Source organism: Paraburkholderia kirstenboschensis (genome assembly GCF_032806925.1).
Taxonomy (GTDB): Bacteria; Pseudomonadota; Gammaproteobacteria; order Burkholderiales; family Burkholderiaceae; genus Paraburkholderia; species Paraburkholderia kirstenboschensis.
The window spans coordinates 404,094-427,103 of record NZ_CP136511.1; the positions used below are offsets into that span (position 1 = coordinate 404,094).

The 23,010-nt window shown below is 61.2% G+C and carries 17 protein-coding genes and 4 pseudogenes; 7 read left to right on the forward strand and 14 right to left on the reverse strand.

The genetic code is table 11. From position 1 onward, the window contains the following. Positions 1-64: 64 nt before the first annotated feature. The 4 genes from RW095_RS41165 to RW095_RS02060 form a co-directional block, all read right to left on the reverse strand. Positions 65-436, reverse strand: a complete 372-nt coding sequence (locus tag RW095_RS41165) for a porin (protein WP_394365029.1) — start codon at positions 434-436, stop codon at positions 65-67. Between the two features lie 363 nt (positions 437-799). Then, on the reverse strand, positions 800-2,146 hold the full coding sequence (locus tag RW095_RS02050; protein ID WP_310812603.1) for an MFS transporter: 1,347 nt from the start codon (positions 2,144-2,146) through the stop codon (positions 800-802). A gap of 77 nt (positions 2,147-2,223) precedes the next feature. Continuing rightward, positions 2,224-3,357 (reverse strand): CaiB/BaiF CoA transferase family protein, encoded by a 1,134-nt coding sequence (locus RW095_RS02055; RefSeq protein ID WP_317016137.1) that lies wholly within the window; start codon positions 3,355-3,357, stop codon positions 2,224-2,226. Positions 3,358-3,408: 51 nt separating this feature from the next. After that, positions 3,409-4,185, reverse strand: a complete 777-nt coding sequence (locus tag RW095_RS02060; protein WP_317016138.1) for a citryl-CoA lyase — start codon at positions 4,183-4,185, stop codon at positions 3,409-3,411. A 1,295-nt stretch (positions 4,186-5,480) separates the two neighbouring features. On the opposite strand from RW095_RS02060, the gene RW095_RS02065 reads away from it, so the two are divergent. Beyond that, on the forward strand, positions 5,481-6,164 hold the full coding sequence (locus tag RW095_RS02065) for a glutathione S-transferase family protein (RefSeq protein WP_317016140.1): 684 nt from the start codon (positions 5,481-5,483) through the stop codon (positions 6,162-6,164). 100 nt (positions 6,165-6,264) lie between these two features. On the opposite strand, the pseudogene RW095_RS02070 reads toward RW095_RS02065, so the two are convergent. Together RW095_RS02070 and RW095_RS02075 are read right to left on the reverse strand one after the other, a co-directional pair. Next, positions 6,265-6,636, reverse strand: a pseudogene (locus RW095_RS02070) (ISNCY family transposase); the annotation flags it as partial. A gap of 178 nt (positions 6,637-6,814) precedes the next feature. Next, positions 6,815-7,732 (reverse strand): LysR family transcriptional regulator, encoded by a 918-nt coding sequence (locus RW095_RS02075; protein WP_317016141.1) that lies wholly within the window; start codon positions 7,730-7,732, stop codon positions 6,815-6,817. Positions 7,733-7,877: 145 nt separating this feature from the next. Between RW095_RS02075 and leuC the strand changes: the two genes are divergently transcribed. The 4 genes from leuC (at position 7,878) to RW095_RS02095 (ending at position 12,684) form a co-directional block, all read left to right on the forward strand. Continuing rightward, entirely contained in the window at positions 7,878-9,284 is a 1,407-nt protein-coding gene (gene leuC / locus RW095_RS02080; protein WP_310812609.1) for a 3-isopropylmalate dehydratase large subunit, read from the forward strand. Beyond that, on the forward strand, positions 9,285-9,926 hold the full coding sequence (gene leuD, locus RW095_RS02085) for a 3-isopropylmalate dehydratase small subunit (protein WP_317016143.1): 642 nt from the start codon (positions 9,285-9,287) through the stop codon (positions 9,924-9,926). A gap of 504 nt (positions 9,927-10,430) precedes the next feature. Continuing rightward, positions 10,431-10,622, forward strand: a complete 192-nt coding sequence (locus RW095_RS02090; protein ID WP_317015987.1) for a hypothetical protein — start codon at positions 10,431-10,433, stop codon at positions 10,620-10,622. A 34-nt stretch (positions 10,623-10,656) separates the two neighbouring features. Continuing rightward, positions 10,657-12,684 (forward strand): recombinase family protein, encoded by a 2,028-nt coding sequence (locus RW095_RS02095; RefSeq protein WP_317015986.1) that lies wholly within the window; start codon positions 10,657-10,659, stop codon positions 12,682-12,684. 27 nt (positions 12,685-12,711) lie between these two features. On the opposite strand, the pseudogene RW095_RS02100 reads toward RW095_RS02095, so the two are convergent. After that, positions 12,712-13,757, reverse strand: a pseudogene (locus RW095_RS02100) (IS3 family transposase); the annotation flags it as partial. Between the two features lie 81 nt (positions 13,758-13,838). Further along, positions 13,839-13,922: pseudogene (locus tag RW095_RS02105) on the reverse strand (IS6 family transposase); the annotation flags it as partial. Positions 13,923-14,426: 504 nt separating this feature from the next. On the opposite strand from RW095_RS02105, the pseudogene RW095_RS02110 reads away from it, so the two are divergent. Further along, a pseudogene (locus RW095_RS02110) lies at positions 14,427-14,833 on the forward strand (PPC domain-containing DNA-binding protein). Positions 14,834-14,894: 61 nt separating this feature from the next. Here RW095_RS02110 and RW095_RS02115 read toward each other — a convergent pair. After that, entirely contained in the window at positions 14,895-15,629 is a 735-nt protein-coding gene (locus RW095_RS02115; protein WP_394365030.1) for an IS6 family transposase, read from the reverse strand. Positions 15,630-15,842: 213 nt separating this feature from the next. Here RW095_RS02115 and RW095_RS02120 point away from each other — a divergent pair, with 213 nt between their 5' ends. Beyond that, a complete protein-coding gene (locus RW095_RS02120) occupies positions 15,843-16,187 on the forward strand; it encodes a reverse transcriptase domain-containing protein (RefSeq protein WP_394365058.1) in 345 nt (114 codons plus the stop codon). A gap of 148 nt (positions 16,188-16,335) precedes the next feature. Here the strand turns inward: RW095_RS02120 and RW095_RS02125 are convergent, their stop codons facing one another. Genes RW095_RS02125 through RW095_RS02145 form a run of 5 tightly spaced genes read right to left on the reverse strand, consistent with a single transcriptional unit; the run spans position 16,336 to position 23,004 of the window. Continuing rightward, a complete protein-coding gene (locus RW095_RS02125) occupies positions 16,336-17,544 on the reverse strand; it encodes an HlyD family secretion protein (protein WP_317016145.1) in 1,209 nt (402 codons plus the stop codon). Between the two features lie 5 nt (positions 17,545-17,549). After that, positions 17,550-19,130, reverse strand: a complete 1,581-nt coding sequence (locus tag RW095_RS02130) for an efflux transporter outer membrane subunit (RefSeq protein ID WP_317016146.1) — start codon at positions 19,128-19,130, stop codon at positions 17,550-17,552. 3 nt (positions 19,131-19,133) lie between these two features. Next, positions 19,134-20,114, reverse strand: a complete 981-nt coding sequence (locus RW095_RS02135; RefSeq protein ID WP_317016148.1) for a glycosyltransferase family 2 protein — start codon at positions 20,112-20,114, stop codon at positions 19,134-19,136. Positions 20,115-20,136: 22 nt separating this feature from the next. Further along, entirely contained in the window at positions 20,137-21,705 is a 1,569-nt protein-coding gene (locus RW095_RS02140) for a DHA2 family efflux MFS transporter permease subunit (RefSeq protein WP_317016150.1), read from the reverse strand. A 24-nt stretch (positions 21,706-21,729) separates the two neighbouring features. Next, on the reverse strand, positions 21,730-23,004 hold the full coding sequence (locus RW095_RS02145) for a glycosyltransferase (protein WP_317016151.1): 1,275 nt from the start codon (positions 23,002-23,004) through the stop codon (positions 21,730-21,732). Positions 23,005-23,010 lie beyond the last annotated feature (6 nt).

Genomic DNA, 23,010 nt, shown 5'->3' on the forward strand with positions numbered 1-23,010 from the left:
GGCTAACTACTCTAATTTTCGCAAGACGAAAAACATTTCGCAAGAAAATCCTGGCAGCGACGCGTCAGAACCGATGCCGGATGCCCAGGCTGACGATGGTCTGGTTGGCGCCGCTCGAAGGCGTTGCGGTGAACAGCGTGGCTCTGACGTTCTCGCCAAGCACATGCTCGTAGTTGAGCAAGGCATAGAGGTCGGTTTGCTTCGAGAGGGAATAGTTGGCGGAGAGCACGTATTGACCCCAGCGGTCTTCATTCAGCTTCGAGTACGCGTAGCCGCCCAGCACCGATACCGCGGGCGTCAGCCAATAGGTTACACCGCCCTCCCACGTACTTGGCACGGCGGTCGAACCGCCGCTCTTCATGTCGGTGAGCGAATACAAGCCATGCAACAGCGCGGGCCCGAACCGATAGCTGCCTCCCGCCGCGACGGTCGACATCCGGTCGAGGGCAATCGTCCCGCTTTGCGGCGTGCCGAACAGGTCGGGTACGCCGATCGTCGTGGCGGGGTGATGGTCGTATTGTTCACGCTGATGTACGCGGCGGCGAGATTCAGGTTGCCGCGGCTGTATGAGACGCCATAACTTTGCGCACTGCCGGCTGCCAGATGGCCGGGCTGGCCGCCCGGCGCGTACCGCGCCGAACTTCAGGCCACCGAACGTGGGACCCTGGCATGCAATGACATTGAAGGAAAAAAATTCTTGTTTATTGGAAGGAATGCTAAATAATTGACGACGGTTTGCAGTGTGCTTCCGTCAACTGCACTACCGGCGTGTGGCCGGCGCTTTAGCCGATAACCTGGCTTAATCCGGCCGTCCGGTGAACACCATCGTGCGGGGAATCAGAAGAATCAGGCAGCAGCACACCAGCAGACATCCGCCCAGCACATAGGTACCGCTGTTGACGTCGCCGGTAAGGTTCTTCGCCATGTTGGTGATCATGGCGCCCGTGATACCGGACAAGCTGCCGATAGAGTTAATCATCGCGAGTCCGGCCGCTGCCGCTGCGCCTGAAAGAAGGCGCCCGGCGAAGGTCCAGAAGATCGGCATGATGCTGATGATCCCGGAGGCGGCGATCGAAATAAGCAGGATCGACACTGAGATCTGATGCGTGAACGTCGCGCTGAGAATCAACGCGATGCCGGCCAGCAGCGCCGGAATGGCGGCATGCAGTCGCCGTTCCCCCGTGCGGTTCGAATGCGCGGCGTTCGCGACCATCACGATACTGGCGGCGACATACGGCACAGCAGCAAGCAAGCCGATATGAAAAGCGTCCTTGAGTCCTGCGGCGCTGATAATGGATGGCAACCAGAACGACAAGCCATAGAAGCCCGTGTTCATGGTGAGCAGGATGCCGCACAGAATCCATACGCCACGGCTCTTCAAGGCGGCGCGAAAGTCGTGGGTCTTCGTCACGTTCTCCGACGAGAGGTTGCGCTTCAATAGCGACTTCTCTTCGGGCGTGAGCCAGCGCGCGTCGTCGATTGTTTCCGTCAGCTTGAGCAGCACTATCAGCCCGAGAATGATGGCGGGCAAACCTTCCACGATCAGCATCCACTGCCAGCCTCGAAAGCCGAACGTATCGTGCATGTTCTGCAGCACCCAGCCCGATACCGGTCCGCCGATGCACAGGCTCAGCGGCAACGCCACCATGAAGCCGGCCATGACGCGGTTCTGCCGATGCGAGGGGAACCAGCTGTTCAGATAGAGAATCACGCCGGGAAAGAAGCCCGCTTCGCACACGCCCAGCAGAAAACGCAGCATGTAGAACATGGTTGCCGAGCCGGTGTGGAAGAAGCGCCCCAGCGGCCCGATATACATCAGCAGGATGGAGACGAGACCCCACGTCACCATGATCCGGGCAATCCAGCGGCGCGCGCCGAAGCGGTGCAGCACGATGTTGCTCGGCATTTCAAACAGGACGTAACCCCAGAACAGCATGCTCGCGCCTAACGCGTAGACATTGTCGCCAAGATTCAGGTCTCCCAGCATCTGCAGCTTCGCGAAACCGATGTTGACCCGGTCGAGGTACGACACCATGTAGCAAAGAAAAAACAGCGGCACGCAGCGCCAGAACACCTTGTCGTAAGTTGCTTTCTCCTGGTCCTGCGAAACCTCGCTCATGCCTGCTTTTTCCATGCTCAAAGCCATGATTGTCTCCTGATTGTATGTTTGCCGCGCCACCCAGCGATGCGTCTGCGCGCCTGGCCGGCGAGCGCGGCAACGCCTCACGCGCGCAGAGGCCCGAGGATTTCTTCGTTATGTTCGCCGAGCACCGGCGGTGGCACGATCTCAAGCGAGCGCTCGCCGTTGTAGCTCACCGGGCTGCGCACAGTCTTGTACTCACCCATCGTGGCGTGCTGCGCGGACACCAGCAGTTCCAGATGCTTCGCCTGCGGGTCTTCCAGCGCCTCGCTGGCGTCGTACATCGGTGCATGCGGCACATCCTGCTCGAGCAGCAGGCGACACCACTCGTCGCGATCACGCTCGACGAACACCCCCGAGAGGACCTCGATCATGGCTTCCTGATTGTCGATGCGGCCCTCGCGCGTCGAAAAGCGCGGGTCTTCGAGCAGGCCAGGGCGGTTGATCACCGCGGCGAGGCCCTGCCAGAATTTTTCCGGCGACGACATGTGCAGCGCGAGCCACTTGCCATCCCGGCATTTCATCACGTACGACTGCGAGACCATCGGCCGGCTGTAGGGTCCCATGACCTCGTCGGCCGAATAGTAGTGCGTGAACGCGTCCATGTTGAAGTGGGTCATGGCCTCGAGCATCGACACTTCCACGCTCAGGCCCGTTCCGGTGCGCGCGCGTTCCTGCAGCGCCCCGAGAATGCCGTAGGCGGCGTAGAAACCCGTGATCGAATCAGCGATCGCCGGTCCAACCACACGTGGGTTCTCAGGATTGACCAGCAATCCGAGGAATCCACTGGCAGCCTGCGCGACCGTATCGTACGCCGGGCGACCCATGGAAGGGCCTGACTGGCCGAAGCCGCTGATCGAGCAGTAGATCAGGCGTGGATTGATCGCACGAAGACGCGCTTCGTCCACGTTCAGCCGCGCCGCCGCGCCTGGTCGAAAGTTCTGGATGTACACGTCCGCGGTGCGGATGAGCTCGTCGAAAGCGGCGAGATCATCGGCCTCTTTCGTGTTGAGCGTGACGCTGCGCTTGTTGCGGTTGTACGTCTGGAAGTGCGGGCTGTACAGGCCGCCGCGAAAAGCCCGGAAGGGGTCACCCGCGCCGGGCTGCTCGACCTTGATGACGTCGGCGCCGAGGTCGCCGAGCAGCATTCCCGTGGCCGGTCCGGTAATGAAGGTGCCCTGCTCAATAACGCGAATGTTCTGCAATACCTTGATCACTTCGATTGCTCCATATGCGGCAGTGCCGCGTTGTGTTCCGGGAATGCCTGTTCACGCGACGAACTTGATCGCGCTTTCACCGGCATGGGCCAGTGCGAAGCCAATCGGCTCCACGCTCTCTTCCAGCAGGTGGGCGACGAGGCTCACGCTGCGCGCGACGAGCGGCACGCCTTTCAAGGCCTTGAGAGGAAAACCGGCGTCCAGCAGCACAGCGGGAATCGCGCCGGACACGTTGATCGGCAACGCCCGGCCATAAATCTTCGGCACCGCGGCAGCGATGGCGCGCAGGACCCGCACGTTGTCTCCTGCCGTGCCGTGTTTGTCGGCCAAGGCCAGCAAGCGCGTCGCACGCGGATCTTCCTGCTGGTGTAGCGGATGCCCGAAGCCGGGCAGCGGCGCACGCCGCGCCCGCAGCGCTGAGACCTCACGCTCGACCACCTGTTCGAGCGTGCCCTCTTGCGGCGTTTTCGCGAGCAAACCGGCGAACAGCTTGCCGGCCTCCTCGGAACTGCCGAGCACGACCGATCCGCATCCCAGCAGGCCGGCGGCCACTGCGCCTTGCAAAGCCTCCGGCGCTGCCGCGAAGGTCATGCGGGCGGCTTGTATGGAGGGGACCAGCCCGTGTTCCGAGATCGACACGAGCGATGCATCGAGGAGCAGGCGCTGGGTGTCCGTGGGCGGCTGGCCGGTCAGGAGCAGACAAAAGAAGTCGGTCAGGCTCACGTGGCCTATCAACTCCTTGCAGAGATCCCGGTTGCGGACGGTGATGCTGTCAGGCGTTGCGGTCGAAATCGACGTGCGTAGCTGACTGGGTTTTCCAATTTGCATGGCGACCTTTGAAGATGCGATGGATAGCGATGTTTCAAGTCGAGCAATATTCGCTCAACGCCGTTTGTTGCGCTAGGCGAAAATGTAGCAGCGGTGCAAGTCGGTGACCTATAGGTGATTTCACCTAGCGCATATATTTCCGCACCGCGAAAATAATGGTGGCCATGCAGAGTCCATACTTCCAGTGGCGCCCGGAGGACAGGGGTACCCAAACCGATCGAATCGGTTGAGTAGCGCCGAACGCATCAGACTCATGAGCGCGGCCGCACATTCACCGGCCACGCAGCAAACCTGCGAACAGCCAGTTCAAGCGTCCGTTGTGTTTGTAGGATGCCTGCCCTCGACCGTGCGCATGGGCGCGCGCCACAGAAGCAGGCGGGCAGGCGTCGTACAAACCCCGATTGAGGAACCCGCGGAGTGTTCCGGTGCGGCCGGAACCTGTACGCTATGGGGGGTGACGAGGTCGCGTGCGGTGTTGGACTGCCGCAGCGCTGGGGCAAAGCGGGTTGCTCTGGACGGGATGCACGTTGGCGAGGCTGTCCGGCCCGCGTTGCTGACGGGAGGCCGGGCGCACAACCGCGTGCGTATTTCGGCGAACGCGACCGCCGATTTCGGGAACGTGACCGGCGATTTCTGCAACGTGACCGGGCGGACCGGAAGGCAGGATTGGCGTTGCGCATGACATCAACCGAGCGCCTGCGGGAGTCGATGACAGGTCAGTGGCCAAAAGAGATCACCCCGTCGCGGACTGCAGGGTGATTGGGATTGACGCTCGGAAGGAGGCACCTAACTTGCTCCGATCAAGGCCCCCATCGACATGCCAAGCGCGGGACCTGGCTTTCGTCGCCGAGATCGGCCCCGGTCCGTTTTATTGCGACGGGCGTCGTCGCGTGCCAGAGCATTCCTTCACGAACTGCTGGAGAGCTACTTCGACTATATGAAGTTGGAAGTTCTCTGAGCCAAGGGGGACGGTTGCTGCACCGGGCGGTTCGGCCAGGGTCGCATATCGGCATAGGCCACGCACTCCGCTTCGCTGTCGAACCGCAGATGCACCTCAAAGGCGCTGTCGTCGGATGGCGGGTTGTTGAGCCGCTTACCCGGTGTGACATTGAATCGGACCATCGCGCGCAGCATACCCATCGTTTGGATTTTTGCGTCTGCGTGCCGGCCGATGTTCGTTAAGTCGCCGACAAGCTCCCCTCTATCTATCCTCAACCGTGAATGCTGGAGGCGGCCCAGCAAAGCGAAGCGGGAGCCCCTATAATCATCGGCCTCACTCATGCAAAGGTCGCCTCATGATCGAGTTTTACTACTGTCCCGCCCCGAACCCGGCCAAGGTCGCTTTGTTTCTCGAAGAGACCGAATTGCCCTATGAACTCGTGCCTATCGATACCCGCAAGGGTGAGCAGCACGCCCCGGCTTTCACTGCGATCAACCCGAATGCAAAGGCGCCGGCACTTGTCGACGGCGATGCGACGATCTTCGATAGCAACGCCATCCTGCTGTATTTAGCGGAAAAAACGGGGCGGTTCATGCCGACAACGCCGGCGGAGCGCGCGCAGATGTACTCGTGGTTGATGTTCGTGGCCACGGGCATTGGACCGTTCTCGGGCCAGGCGGTGCATTTCACGCACTTCGCGCCGGAGCCCAAGGAGTACGCCGTCAACCGCTACGAGTTCGAAGCGTGGCGCCACTGGAGCATCATCGACGCGCAGTTGGCCCGACACAGGTATATGCTCGGCGACGAATACACCTTGGTGGACATGGCGGTATGGGGATGGGCGCGCGCAGTGCCTTTCATCCTGGGCGCCCAAGCATGGGAAAAGCTGCCGAACGTCAAGCGTCTTCTCGACGAGATCAATGCCCGACCGGCAGCGCAGAGCGCTGAAGCGCTCGCAACGCGCCACGCGTTCAAGGCCGAGATGGACGACGATGCACGCAAGGCGCTGTTTCCGCAGAACGCTCGCCTCGGCATCTGAGCATCATTGCGCCGACGGCGCGGCCAGTCCTTCCTCTGCGCGGACGCAGCCATTCCCGGTTGTGTGCCCGCGCGTGGGGCGGCCAGTGTCGGGCATCGTGCGCGATTTCCCCGCCATGCTGCTCGATATACGTGCGCGTCGCCTCGAAGTAACTGAACGTCGATTCGCTTGCCGTGAAATGCAGCGCCATCAGCCGGCTGGTCGCATCGTCGACATACACCAGCAGCGTGCAGGCCGGCGCACGGTCCTCGAACCAGCGGTGATCGCTGCCATCGATCTGCACCAGTTCGCCGAAACGTGCGCGCCGGGCGCGCGGCTGGTAGACCTTCGGTGGGCGCTGCCGGCGCGGCACCCAGAGACCCGCGTCCATCATCAGCCGACGAACCATTTCCTTCGCCAGCCGGATGCCGTGACATTCCCAAAGCTTCTCGCACGCCAGCGTCGGCCCGAAATCCGCTGATCGACCCTTAAGAGCCGTCCGGGCATCTAGGCCGAATGACTCAAACGCACCTTGGAGCGGTCACAGATCGCGCGCGACAATCTCGCACTTTGTGGCAGATCCTGCAGCGAAAAAGGGCTGCACGATCCGGTGGTTCGCCGATCCTTCCATCGCCTGACTGCCATGAGTCTTGCAGCCTGATGGCGGGCGTTCACACCATTGGATCCGAGCCTGTCTCTGGCTTGCCGCCTTTCGTACAGAGGTGATCGAGAAGGTGCATGGCCGCTATCGGCAAGGGCGCGGTGGGTTTGAATAATAGCTTGAGCTGCCGCCCCGCCCACTGTTCGTCGAGCCTCACTTTCACATAGTCGGCATGATCCCGTTCGGCGAGTGCGATCTCCGGGATGATGGCAATTCCCAGTCCGGCAATCACCATATTGCGAATCGCCTCGAAGTTTGTGACCTGAATGGCCAGTCGCATTGGACGCCCCACCGCTTTCGCCGCCTGGGTAGCAAGGGCAAGAATGGACGCACCGTCTTGCATGCCAACGTGCTCGTAGTCGAGGGTCTCTGCGAATTTCACGCTTTCGCGTCGACCCAGGGGATGGTCCGCTGGCGTGATCAACACGAGTCGATCAGTGCGAAAAGGTCGTTCAGACAGGCTTTCGTCGATGCCTGATGCTGCGCATATGCCTACATCCGCATCACCGCTGAGTACGTCCCGCGATACCTGGTCGCTGAGACGTTCAACCAGCCCGATCTGAACCTCGGGAAAGCGATCGACAAACGATTTGAGCGCCTTCGGCAAATAATGCGCCATTGCCGTCAGGTTGACGGACAGCCGCACCAACCCTCGCACTCCGTCTCTATGCCGGCCCATTTCATTTTCGATTTCCTGCAAATTGCCCATGACGATCTTCGCCCGCCGATATAGCGCGAGGCCCGCGGGCGTCGGCTCGACACCGCGGCTACGGCGATGCAGCAACGGCGTTCCGGCGGCCCGCTCCAGCTCCGAGATGCGGCGACTGACAGCGGATACCACAACACTCCCCCGCTCGGAAGCGGCGGAAATACTGCCTCCTTCAATCGTAAAAATAAAGAGCCGTAAAGTCTCAATATCGAAACGCATGGTCTGACCAATCCTTCACATAAACGCAGGCCGAAGCGCTTTGCCGGCCCGTGACAGCAGGTGTCGCGAACGGTCAATTCAGTCCGATCCCCGGCTTGTTATCCTCACTGGCAAGCATCTCCTACGCTTTCCATGACGGATAACCATGGCTTACCCCCAAACCCTGCTTGAAAAGATTTGGCAGCGACACGTCGTTTCACAACTGGATGACGATTATTTCTTGCTATATGTCGACCGGCACTTGCTGAATGAGGTGACGAGTCCTCAGGCATTCGACGGCTTACGCGCCGCCTCGCGCCAACCGTGGCGCGCTTCATCGGTATTGGCGACCGCCGACCATAATATTCCCACAACCAATCGCCTTGTGGGCATGCACAACGAATCGGCCACGCGGCAGTTCGCGGCGCTACAGCAGAATTGCAGCGAATACGCTTTGCGCTTTTTCGAGCTCACGGACCGCAGGCAAGGAATTCTGCACGTCGTCGCACCCGAGTTGGGTGAGACGCTGCCTGGCATGACGATAGCGTGCGGCGATTCGCACACCACGACGCATGGTGCATTCGGCGCGCTGGCGCTCGGCATCGGTACCTCGGACGTGGAACAGATTCTCGCAACGCAATGTCTGGTTATGCGCCGGCCCAAGACGCTGAACGCGCAAATCAGCGGCGAACTACCGCGCGGCACCTACGCGAAAGACGTCGCGCTGGCGTTTATCGGCCGGTATAAATCCGACTTTGCGACCGGCTTTGCATTGGAATTTTCAGGCGAGACGGTTTCCGGATTCAGCATGGAAAGCCGCATGACATTGTGCAACATGGCAGTGGAAGCAGGCGCTCGCTGTGCGCTGATAGGTGTCGACAAGACGGTGATCGACTATCTCGACGGACGCCCGTCAAGCCCAGTTGGGACAGAGTGGGAAGACGCAAAGCGGCTGTGGTCGACGTTGCATAGCGATCCCTCGGCTCGCTTCGACCAGACGGCCGTGTTCGATGTGAGCGACCTGCGACCCCAGGTGACATGGGGAACGACGCCCGCCATGGTCACGAGTATTGACGGACAGGTACCGAACCCCGCTGCCGGGTCGACTCACGAGCAGCGCGAAGCGGCAATGCGCGCGCTCGATTACATGGGGTTGGAAGCTGGAACGCGGATTCGGGAAATCGGACTGGATAAGATTTTTATCGGCTCGTGCACCAATGCGCGCATCGAGGATCTGCGCATTGCCGCCGATGTCGTGAAGGGCAGAAAGGTCGCGTCCACGATCCGGCAGGCGCTGGTCGTGCCCGGTTCTGGGAACGTCAAGTACCAGGCGGAAGAAGAAGGTCTGGACCAGATTTTTGTCGAGGCAGGTTTCGAGTGGCGCGAGCCAGGTTGCTCGATGTGCCTTGGGATGAACAACGACAGTCTTGGTGAAGGTGAACGCTGCGCGTCGACTTCGAATCGAAATTTCGAAGGACGACAAGGGCGTGGTGGCCGCAGCCATCTGGTGAGCCCGGCTATGGCGGCTGCAGCAGCTATCGCCGGACATTTCATCGACCCAGCGGAGCTTTGAATGAAACCATTCCTGATTCTGAAGACCCACCCGGTGCCGATCGACCGTACCGACGTCGACACCGACGCGATCCTGCCGAAGCAGTACATGGCGATGACGAGCCGCGTCGGATTCGGCGATTACCTGTTCGACAACTGGCGCTATGCCGAAGCGGGCGAACCTGGCGACGACATCACCAAACGGACGAAGCGGCGGGACTTCTCACTTAATCAGCCTCGTTATCAAGGCGCGCAAATCATGCTGTGCCGCGCCAACTTCGGATGCGGGTCGAGCCGCGAGCATGCGGTTTGGGCGTTAGCCGACTGGGGGATCAAAGCCATCATCGCACCCAGTTACGGTGATATTTTCTATGGCAACTGCTTCAAGAACGGCGTACTTCCAATAAGGCTGCCGACCGCTGTTGTGGAAGAGTTGTTCAACGACCTGGCCCGGACAGACGAACCGACACCCATGACGATCGATCTCCCGGAGCAACGCGTCGTTTGCCAGGGCGGGAAGAGTTATCCGTTTGACCTAGATGCCTCCCGCAAGAATTCTCTGCTGTCGGGCCTTGATGAAATCGGGCAGATATTGGCTAGCTACAGCGAGCAGATAAAGGCGTTCGAAAAGATCCACTTCGCCGCTGAGCCTTGGTTGGCATGACGCGAGATAGAGGTGGCCCCGTTCGTTCGGACAGTTTTTTCGATTTTTAAGTGGAACGCTGGGTGGTCACGCTGCCAATTTAATCGCGGGCAGCATCGCGAAGTAAGCTTCATCCGGGGTCTTGTTCGATAGACTTGAATGAGGCCTTTGCTGGTTGTACAAGCCGTCAACACAACGCCCATATCACCGAGTCAAGGGAAGTTCTCTATCGCTGGCACCCGTGGTACGGGCACACGGTATGGATTTTCACCACGATAGAGAGGAAGAACGCCGAGTCAGTGCTGCGCTGTGCGCGAGAGCCGTTCGATACAGCGGGCTTGTTGGAGGTCCCGCAATGGATGTTCGATCCCGTTGCCTGCTGTCGCATTACTGCGGCAACGTCTCCCGCCGTCAGCTGTGAAGCGTTGAGGGAACTGAAGCACCTCCTGGCGCAGGCGCCTGCTGCCGGGCAGCGCGGTATGGTACAAGCCGAGCACCATCCCTTGCTCCGTACAGGAGGTGCTGATGCGACGCCAGACCAGCCCGCAACCGGGCGCTCAACTCGACCTGTTTCATCCTTTTCCGGAGACGCCACAATGGACGCACCTGCCGCAGGAGGTCCGGCAGGAGGCGGTGCGTCTGCTGGCGCAACTGCTGCGGCAACACCGTCGCGGGCTGTTCGCCGTCGTACACGAGCCGGAGGTGCGTGATGAGTGACAAGATTCGGGCACAGCATCTGACGCGAAAGGCCATGCTGTACGTGCGCCAGTCGTCGGCTTACCAGGTCAGCCACAATCTGGAGAGCCAGAAGCTGCAGTATGCGATGCAGGATCGTCTGCATCAATTGGGCTGGAACGAGATCGAAGTGATCGACGAGGATCTGGGGCGCTCCGCGGCCGGAACGCAAACGCGCACGGGCTTCGAACGGATGGTGGCAGAGGTCTGTCTTGGGCACGTCGGCGCAGTTGCCGCTCGCGAGGTTTCGCGATTCGCGCGCAACAGTCGCGAGTGGCAGCAACTGGTTGAGGTGTGCCGCATCGTCGACACGGTGCTCATTGATCAGGAGACCGTGTACGCGCCACGGCAGAGCAACGATCGCTTACTGCTCGGCTTGAAGGGCAGCCTGAACGAATACGAGCTGGATCTGTTGCGTCAGCGTTCGCTGGAAGCCCGGCGGGAGAAGGCCAAACGCGGCGAACTCGTCGTCGCGGCACCAGTGGGTTACTGCAAGACCGAAGACCAGCGCCTGGAGAAGGATCCGGATCTACGCGTGCAGGACGCCATCCGCTTAGTATTCCGCCAGTTCGGCGCGATTGGTTCGGTGCGTCAGACGTTGTTATGGTTCCTGGAGCATGGGCTCCAGCTACCAGCCTGTACGCCACGCGGCGAACTCAGCTGGAAACGGCCCAGCTACGGCACCGTGTACCGGATCTTGACCAACCCCATCTACGGTGGTGCGTATGCCTATGGCAAGACCGAATGTGCGATCGATTACAAGGCCGGGGAACCGCGCAAACGCGATCGCCGCAAACCGCGAGATCAGTGGCTTGCGCTCATTCCCAATGCCCACGACGGGTACATTGATTGGGATGAATTCGAACGGATCCAGCGCGCGATCAGTGGCAACCTGCATCTGCCCGGACACCCGGGCGCCCCGAAGAACGGTGAGGCCCTGCTGGCGGGACTGTTGCGGTGCCGGCGCTGTGCGAACAAGCTGACGCTACACTACACGGGTAACAGGCACGACGCCTTGCGCTATAGCTGTCAACGCGGCTGGCTGGACAAGGGGCGACCGCGTTGTATTGCGTTCGGTGGCGCACGCGCGGACGCAGCCATTGCCGAGGCGGTCTTGCAGGTTGTTCAACCGGCAGCAATTGAGGCAGCAATCGTGGCACGCGACGACGAGACCCGGAAGCAGGATGAAGTGCTGGCCGCGCTGCAGCGGGATCTGCAGGCGGCACGCTACGCCGCGCAACGCGCGCAGAAACAGTACGACGCTGCTGACCCCGAGAACCGGCTTGTCGCCGACGAACTGGAGAGGCGCTGGAATGATGCGCTACTTCGCGTAGATGAACTGGAATCGCGTATTGAACAACAGTCGCGCACATCTGGCGAGATACCGCCTGCTCAGCCCGAGGAGTTTGCTGATCTTGCCGCAGCGCTGGAATCGATCTGGCCGCAGGCCGATGCCCGTCTGAAGAAGCGCATTGTGCGCACGCTGATCCACGAAGTCGTCGTCGACGTTGACAACGTAACGAGCGAAATTGTGCTCGTCATCCACTGGATGGGCGGAGTGCATACCGAGATTCGCGTGCCACGGCGGCGTCGCGGAGAGAACACCACGCATACGTCACGTGAAGCGATTGATGCCGTACGTCAGCTTGTCCGGATCTTTCCGGATCTGTTGATTGCCGGCGTGCTCAATCGCAATGACCTGCGAACCGGTCGGGGTAACTTCTGGACCCAGGAGCGAGTTACCGCCTTGCGCAGCCACCATCAGATCCCTGTCTATTCGAGCGAGCGGCGCGCAACCGAAGGATGGATGACGTTGACCGAGGCAGCCGCGTTCGTTGGTGTGAGCCCCAGCACGCTCAGGCTTGCAGTTGATCGCAACGAGATCCCTGCCGAACATCCGTTACCCAACGGGCCCTGGATCTTCAATCGCGATTCATTGAGCGGGGACGCAGTTATCGAACTCGTCGCGCGCGCTCGTGCACGGCGCCCACACCCCACAATACCAACGGCACAACAGGGCTCTCTAGATTTATCAACGACATAGCGAGGTTGGGCAGTATGAAACACACTTGTACCACGTCAGGTAATTAGCGATGGACTTCCGTGCCTGGCCGACGGACTCATAGGCGTTCAAATATATCTCTTCGTACTTCACGCTGCGCCACAGCCGTTCGATAAAAACGTTGTCCCGCCAACTTCCCTTGCCATCCATCGACAAGGCGATTCCGCGCGAGAGGACCGCGTCGGTGAAGACGGTACTGGTGAATTGGCTGCCTTGATCGGTGTTGACGATCTCAGGCAATCCATATTTCGCGAATGCTTCTTCAAGCGCTGCCACCGCATGTTCAGCTTCCATCGTGATCGCGACTCGGTGCGCTAAAACACGGCGGCTGGCCCAATCGATCACAGCAGTGAGATACACGAAGCCGTGTGCCATAGGCACGTATGTTGTGTCCAATGCGTACACCTGGTTGCTACGCTCGACCTTCCGATTGCGCAGCAGGTATGGCCAGATCTTGTGAGCCAGATGTTTGCGGCTCAAGTTCGGCTTGCGATATAGCGCTTCGATGCCCATTTTGCGCATCAACGTGCCGACGTGCTTGCGTCCGACCACTATGCCCTCTCGCTTGAGCAGGCGCATCAACATGCGCGCGCCGGCAAACGGGTGCTCCAGGTGCAACTCGTCGATGCGGCGCATGAGCGCCAGATCCGCGGCACTGACCGGGCTCGGCGCGTAGTACGCACTGGATCGGCTGATGCCGACCAGCTTGACCTGCCGGGAAACCGGCAGGGGGTGAGCACGATCAATCATTTCTTTGCGCTCAGCAGGCCTGCCTTGCCGAGCGCGCCGGACAAAAAATCATTCTCCAGCGCCAATTGGCCGATCTTCGCGTGCAACGTCTTCAGGTCCACCGGCGGCTCATTGACGGGCGCGCCCGCCGCGCCGAACACATCGGCCGCTCGTTCTTGCAACTGCCGCTTCCATTCTGTGATCTGGTTCGGATGAACCTCAAACTGCTGCGCCAATTCTGCCAGCGTACGCTCGCCGCGTACGGCTGCCAGTGCCACCTTCGCCTTGAACGCCGCTGAGTGCGTGCGCCGGGTTCTCTTCGTCATCGTCTGGTTTCCTTTGTAGGCATTATGCCCATTTCAGAACCCAGCGATTCCACCTAACCGACTGTCCAGATCTCCGGGGCCACCTCTGATCGCCATCTCTTCGAGATCCCGTAGACTCAGCGAGCAAGCCACGTACCACCGCACGTAAAGCACGATCACGCTGACGCGAGCGAGGTACGTGAAAACCCCTCATCGCGGGCGCTTCGCCAGTACGACCTCGATACCGCCGCCTTGCAACGGCCTGGTATTCGCGAGCCGACTCGCGATGCTCGCCACGAGGCCCTCGTAGATAGGCGTCGATGCGGCTTGCGCAGGCGACAGAAAGAAGACTTTCGTACACTTTCGTACACCCTATTCGTCACCGCTTCTGATCATGAACGCGTCAGGAGTCCGGTCGGGCCATTCAGTGTTGGAGCTGTTCTCTTTTGCGTCCGGGGACCGGTTGCCCATCATCGTCACTTCGTCGAGCGGCGGCTCCGCCTTCGGAAACGGACGTTGGTCGGCGCATGGCGGAAGACCGCTCCTAGCCGACCCCAGCCCGATGCCGAACCTCGCCAGTTATCCGATTGTCGTCCCTACGACGGCGTTCTCCGCGAATGCTGCCGCTCAATTGTGGCCGAACTCAATCCGCCTTAACCTATCACCTGGCCCCGAACCAAAAACCGCGCGATGCAAGCACATCCGTTGCGTCTCTTTCCCGGTGACGATCTGCGTGTCGCCCTCGAAGAAGTGCTGCGCCAAGCCAAGGTGCCGGCGGCCTTCGTGATCCAGGGCATCGGGAGCCTCAGCGTTGCCCAATTGCGATTTGCCGGGAACGAAGATCCTACGGAGCTGCGCGACGATCTGGAAATCCTGACGCTCGTGGGTCCATATCATTTGATGGAGCGCATCTGCACATGTCGGTTGCCGACCCGCGCGGTCGAGTATTCGGTGGTCATGTGGGACGCGGTTGCACGGTCCGTACAACCGCGGAGATATTGCTGGCCCTTCTTCCCGAACACCACTTCTACAGGGAGCGTGACTTAAGTTCAGGGTTCATAGAACTCGTGATACGAAATGAGCCACCCATGGAGTAGGCTAAACGGCTTTGTCAACTTGCCGAGAGTGAGGCGGCACGGGGGCAGATACGACTACTGGTCAGAAAGCAGTGGACGGATTTTGGGTGAGCTCGGTGAAACGATGCCACGCGTCAAACCGTTGAGCGAGCTGTTTGCGGTAGAGAGACGCGCGCAGCAGATGCCGCTTGAGCGCGAAATGTTGCCGGATCGGTCCGAAGCACGAGAGAAATTTCTTCGTGCGTTTCGGGTCGCGAAAGCCGCGCATGCGCCGCTCGCGCTCGCGTGTCGGTTGGTGGCTGTTCTCCGCGCGGTTGTTCAGCCGAACTGCCGCTTTGACGAACACGTGCTTCACGTTCGCAAGTTCGGGGATCTCGGCTTTTGCCGCCGCATAGCTGCGCAGCTGATCGGTGACGATCTTGCGCGGCACCGGGCTCGAACGCAGCACACGCTTGAAGAAGCGTTTGGCAGCGGCTTTGTCACGCCGCTTTTGCAGCAGGATGTCGAGTTCGGCGCCATGCTCGTCGACCGCACGCCACAGCAGATACGGTTCGCCACGCAGCGTGACGAACATCTCGTCAAGGTGCCACGTGTTACCCGGCTTGCGTCGCGCCGCTTTCACCCGGTGAGCGAAGCCCTTGCCAAACTTATCGCACCAACATCGGATTGTCTCGTATGTCACGGTCACACCGCGCTCGAAGAGCAGTTCCTCGATGTCACGCAAGCTCAACTGGAAGCGGAAATACCATCGAACAGCGCAGCTGATGACACCAGCCGGGAAACGGTGACCGTGATAGAGCGATTTCAATTTGATCATCGTGCCATCTTATCCGACGGGTCACGTAACCTGACAACGCCCCGTGAGGATGTGCTGGCGCATGCGTACGCCCAGTGTCGCTCGAACAGGGGCGCGCCGGGTGTCGATCGGCAGGACTTCGCGGAGATCGAAGCGTACGGGGTGCAGAAGTGGCTCGGCGAACTGGCGCTTGCGCTCAGGCAGGAGAGTTACCGGCCGGACCCCATCAGAAGAGTGTTTATCCCGAAGGCTAATGGCAAGCTGAGGCCACTGGGCATCTCGACCCTGCGTGATCGGGTGTGCATGACAGCAGCAATGCTGGTGCTCGAACCGATCTTCGAAGCGGACCTTCCATCAGAGCAGTACGCTTACCGCCCGGGGCGAAACGCCCAGCAAGCGGTGATCGAGGTGGAGGAACGGCTGCATCGAGGGCAAACGGACGTTGTTGATGCCGACCTTGCGGACTACTTCGGAAGTATTCCACACGCCGAGCTGATGCTGTCGCTTGTCTCGGGTAGTGGCGCGTCGAGCTCGCAAAACCAGACCGCTGCAGCGGTCGGCGCGCGTCGCAGCTTCTAAAGCGATCCCGCTCGTTGATTGCCCAAAAGGCGCCGCACTTTGCGGCGCCTTCAAACTGCTGACAAAGCACCTCCAAAGCCTGGCCACGCGTCAGGCTTTGTCATTTAATGAGTGTCATGCTCAGGAAACTGACCCCAGCACCTGTTCATTATCGATAAAGGTTCCCCACACCGGCACCGATTTTGTCGTTCTCCTCGATAAGTCTTCTTGCGAGCGCGTCCGCGCGCTCCATCTCTTCATCGGGCGCAGGCGAAGCGCTGGCACCCGCGGGATCGACAGCCGTGTTTAATGTGCCGTCGCGTTGATGGGTATCGACCGACACGGTCATCGACAGGCCGACTCGCAGCGGATGAGCGGCCAGTTCCCCAGGGTCTAGGGAAACCACCACAGGCACGCGCTGAACGACCTTGATCCAGTTGCCGGCCGCGTTTTGCGGGGGCAACATCGAAAACGCACTGCCCGTTCCTGGCGACAGTCCGCCGATCCGGCCGTGGAATACCATTCCCGCACCATACAGGTCGGAGACGGCGGAAACCGTCTGGCCGATTCGCAGGTTGCGGATCTGTCCTTCCTTGAAGTTTGCCTCAATCCATAGTTGCTTGACCGGCACGACCGTCATCAGTTGTGCGCCGGCCGGTACTGGCTGCCCGATCTGGACCGAGCGCTGGGCCACGGCGCCTTCGAGCGGCGCAACGATGGTCGTTCGCGCGACCCGTACATAAGCGAGCTTCAATTGCTGTATCGCCTGCATCACGGCCGGATCGTCTTCAATATGCCTGGAGCCACTCCCGGCCAGGCCGCTGGCAAGCTGACTGCGCGCCGCGGCAAGATTGGCCTGCGCGACCTCGACCGACTCCCGGGCGCGCGCATACTCTTCGCCGGAGACCACCTCCACCGTTGCACCAGAGCGCGCCTTCAATACCTGTTCGGCCAGCGCGAGTTCCGCAGCGCGAGCGTTGACGGCGGCCCGGTACATCGCATTGGAGAAGTTGGCGCTGCGGGCCTGCCTCACGGCGCGGATCAATTGCGCTTCGGCCTGCCCCAGCGCGATGCGCGCCTCGGTGTCGTCGAGCTGGACGAGCGGTTGCCCAACCTTGACGTACTGCGTATTGCCGGCTAGCACCGCGCGCGCGGTGCCTGCCACCTGCGCCGCGATCGGCACGACGTTGCCGGCGACATACGCATTATCCGTTTCCTCGATGTAGCGCCCGGACATGAACCAGTGCACCCCGGCCGCAACGGCCACGGCTGCCGCGATGCCGAGTAGCACCGCAAGCATGCGATTTCGCCGGGTAATCGTGCTGGGATCGCGCTCTGTCACCGCCACGTGGTCGCCAAGCAGGTTTTCTGTACTCATACGACTCAGCTGGAGGAAGGGTTGATAGAAGGGCGGTTGTCACGCATCTTTTCGTGAAGATCCAGATTCGCGGGCTGAACCGGTGAAGCGACGGAGGTTCTTGGCTGAATCGCGTCGAACCCGCCGCCGAGTGCCCGGATCAACGCAACGTCGGCATCGCGGCGTTGCGCGTCGAGTTCGAGGAGCCGCAGTTGTTCGTCAAGTTGCATGCGTTGCATCAGCACGTCCGACTGCTGGATCAGGCCGCGGCGTTGCCGCTCGCTGGCGACGGCAAGCATCCGCTCGCGCGCGGCGATGATCCGCTTCTGCTCGTCGATGAGTGCAGTGAGGTTTCGCATCGTTGCAATCGAACGGGCCACTTCCGCGAGGGCGTTATCGAGCGTCTTGTTGTACGTTGCGATCATTTCGTCTGCTTGTGCATAGTCGCCGCGCAGTTGCGAGCGCAGCTGGCCGCGTTCGAAAATCGGCAGGGAGACGGCCGGGCCCAATGCAAAGAATGCGGACGCGCTCGAAAACAGCGAGCCGAGACTAAGCGACGCCAGGCCACCCGCAGCGGACAGATTGATGTTCGGATAGAAGGCCGCACGGGTTGCCGCGATCTTTGCCGTCGCGGCCTGCACGCGCAGTTTCGCTGCGACGATATCAGGGCGCCGTCCAAGCAGTTCGAGCGGCAGATTCGGGGGTACGGACAAGGCGTCGGAGTCGGCCAGCGTCGGCCGTTGCAACGAGAGGCCGCGTTCCGAACCGTTGCCGGTCAGAGCACCGATCTGCAACCCCGTTTGCGTGATTGAATCGTCATTCGCCAGCAATTGCATGCGGAGGGTGGCCTGCTCGATATGTTCCTGCTGCGCACCGTAGCTACCGTCGATTCCCCTCGTCTCGCGCGTGCGCCGGATCGCGTCGAGTTGGTCCGCTTGATGGCGCCTCGCCTGAAGCAGGTCGTGCTTCGCATACTCGTAGGCGAGTCGGCCGTAAAGGGTGACTAGCGAAGTGATGATGGTCAGGCGGGCCTGCTGCGCATCGACGCGCGCGGCGTCGCGGGCGGACACGAGCGCCTGCGTCAGCGCGCGGTTCTTGCCCCACAGATCCAGTTCGTAGTTGGCGCCGACAATCACGCTTGCGGGCGACACCCAAGGGTCGCTAAAGAGATTGATCGGCACCGTGGTGCCCGCGACGTTCACGTTCGCCGCGCCGTCGATTGCAGGCATGCGCGCCTTGTATGCCGCCACCGCCGCGCCGCCCGTGAGTCCTGTACCCGAGGCGAACTGGTCGAGTTGCGACTGCGCCTCGGCTATGCGCGCGCTGGCCACCTGGATGTCCGGGTTGCCGGCACAGGCCTCATCGACGAGCGCATCGAGTTGTTTGTCATGAAACGACGCGAACCATTGCGCTTCCGGCCACGTGCCGTCCGCATCCTTCGTGGTCTGGGCGAGCGCGTCCGCCCCGGGCGAATGCATTACGAGCGGGCGGTGGGGGCCGTGGTCCGCGCACCCACCTAGTGTGCCCAGCACAGATAGCGAAGCGGCTGACGCGCAAACCCACAGGCACTTCAGTGCACGGCGAACAGAGCAGATAGGGAGCGTCATCGATTAGCCGCGCGCGAGACGGGCAGCAAGCCGCGGGCGAGCGGCTTCGAGCGGCCCCAGCCTGCCGAGCAGGCCGTCAACAATCCCGCAGCCGATACCGGAAAGTTTCGCCAGCTTGCCGGATTCGAAGAGCAACACCTGGAAGACTTGCAGCAGCGTGATGAGATTGGGTACGAACGCAATCGGGAGCGACGGGATGTATTGAATACACAGGTGCATGCCGTTGCGCGCCATGTAATAGCGTCGAAATGCGGGGTGATTCATCGAGGTGAGGCGAATCGGGCCGAGCCGGTGTTGCCGCTTTTCGCCGATCCGATGCGACAAGGTGAGCCGCGGCTCGACATAGAACTGTACGCCGCGCAGTAGCGCACGCAATGAATATTCAGTGTCCACATGATCGATGAATAGCGCTTCCGCGAACGCGCCCAAACGCCGGTAGGCGCGGCACGAGATGACGCATCCCGAGGAAAGGAGAAAGGAGCACGGCTGCAAGGACGCACCCGCTTCGAACATCAGCGTACGGATCGAAAAGCCGTTGCTGTATATCTGCGGCAGGAAGCGCCTGATGTTCTCGTCATAGATGCGCGGTCCGATGGCGAAGGCTCGCGGGCCGAGCGCCACACACGACTCGAGCATCACCCGGAAGTAATCGGCACTCACCTGCGAATCCTGATCGAACAGGGCAACGGCGCCAAAGCCGCGTTCGAATAGGCGCGCAAGGCCCCGATTGTAAGCGCCGGCGATACCTCCGCGATTGGCATTCCACAGGTATTCGATGCCCTGCGCGCCAAGCGCCTCGGCTATCGCGGCAGATCCCGCAGGCGAGTTATCGACGACCAGCAGAGGCGCACCGTGCCCGCCCAATTCGATCAGATGCGCCAAGTGCTGGCGAGTCGGTCGATACAGCACGGCCAATGCGCCGAGCAACGGCGCAACGCTACCGTCGATGGCCACGCTGCCTGGGGAGGAGGTCGTTTCGCTCATGATCGTCACACTGTGATGGGTATCACTGTCCGGCGCGCGCAGCGGACACGCCGTGCCATGGTTTCGTTGCCCACATCAGCATGGCGAGTGCGAGGCACACCAGGCTTGCCATGTAAAACAGGTCGTTGGTCGCCATCATGTAGGCCTGTTGCTCAACGACATTGCGTACTACGGTCAATTGATTGCCAACAGGTCCGAATGCTTGCAGCGATCGCAGGAATTGACTCGTACCGCTGGACGCCTGCGTGACCGACTGCGCAAGTGTGCCGTAGTGCTGTGCCGCGCGGTTGTCCCACCACGTGACGCTGAGCGCGGTGCCGAGTGCGGCGGACAGCGTACGCAGGAAATTCGATAGGCCGGACGCTGCTGCGAGCTTCTCGTTGGGGATGCGCGACAGGATCGCCGCGCTCAACGGGATAAAAAAGCACGGCAGGCCGATGCCTTGAATAAACGTCGGCGTGACGATCTGCGAGAACGACATGGTCAGGGTGAAGTGGGCGTCCCACGCCAGCACGGCAAAAAACACCATAAAGCCGAACGACGTCACGATGCGGGCATCGAAGCGGTCCAGAAAGATTCCAATCAGCATGGAAAAGACGAGTGCGAGGATGCCGAGCGGCGCAACGGTCAAACCCGCCTGGAACGCGGTGTACCCCATCACGGTTTGCAGCCACAGCGGAAAGATGACGCCAATCACCGAGAAGCTCACCATCCCGAGCGAAATGATCGCGACGCCGAAGGAGAAGGTGCGATCGCGAAACAGGCTGAGGTCGATGACCGGAAATGGTTCGGCCGACTCCCAGATCAGCAGCGAGACCAGGGCGAGCGCAGCGATCGACGAAAGGCAGACGATCAGCGGCGAGTCGAACCAGCCGTGGTCGCGCCCAAGGTCGAGCATGCCTTGTAGCGCGCCGACGCCGACGACGAGCAGCACAATGCCCATCGTATCTATCGGCGGCTGGCGAGCATCTGGACGCTCGCGCTGCAAAAGTGCTGCGCATGCGGCGAATGCGAACAGGCCGATCGGTAGATTGATGAAGAATATCCACGGCCACGAAAACTGGTCGATGATCCAGCCGCCGAGGACCGGTCCGAAGATCGGTGCGAGCAGAACCGTCATCGCCCAAAGTGCAAGCGCCAGCACTCGCCTGTGCGGTGGAAACGATCGCAACAGGATGGCCTGCGACAACGGCACCATCGGGCCTGAGCTGAGTCCCTGCATGGCACGGCACAGAACAAGCAGTTCCAGGTTGCCCGCCATGCCGCACAGCAGTGAAGTCAGCGTGAACATCAGCACCGACCAGATGAACAGACGCGCCTCGCCAAACCGCTGCGACAGCCAGCCTGTCAGCGGCACAGCAATGGCCGCCGCGACCGAATAGGAGCTGATGACCCAGGTCGCCTGCGAGTTCGACACGGCGAGACTGCCTGCGATGGACGGCACGGCGACGTTCGTGACGGTCGAGTCGAGCACCTCGATGAAGGTGGCGAGTGAAAGCGCGAAGGTCAGCAACGCAAGCCACGCCCCGCGCAATGGCGGAGCTTCCCGAGCTCCGACGTCCTGTGTGGCCATGCCGCTTGAAGTACTCATATGGTGCTCTATTCCCGGATTCGTTCAGGCGACCGAACGCGTGCCGGCGGCGGGGCGGCGATCGGCCAACCGCTCGATGTACTGCGCGGCTGCCTCGCAGGCATCGGGGGCCGTGCCGATCAGCTCTTTCGCCATCGCGCAACGGGCCGCGACCAACCCGTCCGTAGCAATGCGTGTGAGCGCCGCCGCCAGCGCTTTGCCGCTTGCAGGACTGTCGATGCGAATACCGCAGCCACTCCTCGCTATCCGCTGCGCATTGTCGAACTGATCGTGCGCGAACGGGGTGACGACCTGGGGAATGCCTGCCGCGAAAGCGAGGGCGGCCGTGCCGATCCCTCCGTGATGGACCATTGCTGCGCAGCGTGGCAGGAGCGTTCGCATCGGTACAAAGTCACGCACCAGCAGGTCGCGGCGAGCGCGCGAGCGCTTGCTGATGGCGCGTGCGAGAACGATCGCGCGCGCACCTGTGCGGCGCAGCGCTTCATCTACCGCGTCGAGATACGTGCGCTCGTCCGTTCGTGTAGAGCCCGGTGTGAAGACGATTGGCCGTTCGCCCGACGAGAGGAAGTCGTTCAACTCGTCGTCGAATGTCTCGGGCGATACATCGTTAAAGAGCGGAAAGCCTGCCATGAAATGATTGCGCGGCCAATCAGGCTGGGCGGCCGCAAACCAGTTCGGAAACAGACATAACACGCCGTCTGTCGAATGCAGCCACTGGCCGAGGATACGGCTTGCCGGCGCGAGACCCAGCGCAGCCCGCACGTCGTTCAGGGCGGGGCCGCATGCCTTGTCGAGCACGCCTTTCTCGATCATTTCGATGCACTTTGCCCTGACCACAAGCGGCAGCCACATAGGCACGGTCAGACGCTTGTGTGTGGGCGGGGCGCTTGCGGAAAGCAGGGTCGACGGCGACACCTGCACGGATACGTAGGGCGTGCCATGAATTTCCTGCATCAAGCGGGCGGCGAATGCCCACAACGAACCGACCAGTACCGTGTCGGAGGTCGCCAGCGCAGCGAGCGTATCGAAGTGTGGCCGGATGGTCGGTGCGATGACGGTCCACAGCGTGCGAAACGACGTACGCGGATTCCATAGGGCACGGCTCGCAACCGCCTGCGCATACTCGTCCCACGTTCCGATCGGCACGAACGCGAAGCCGTATTGTTCTGCCAGCACAGCGAACTGCGGATGGGTGCAAAACACGATCCGATGTCCGCGCTGCACCAGCATTCGACCAATCCCGATGAGCGGATGAACGTCGCCTGCCGAACCGATTGCGGTGATGACGATTTGTGCCATGAGTCG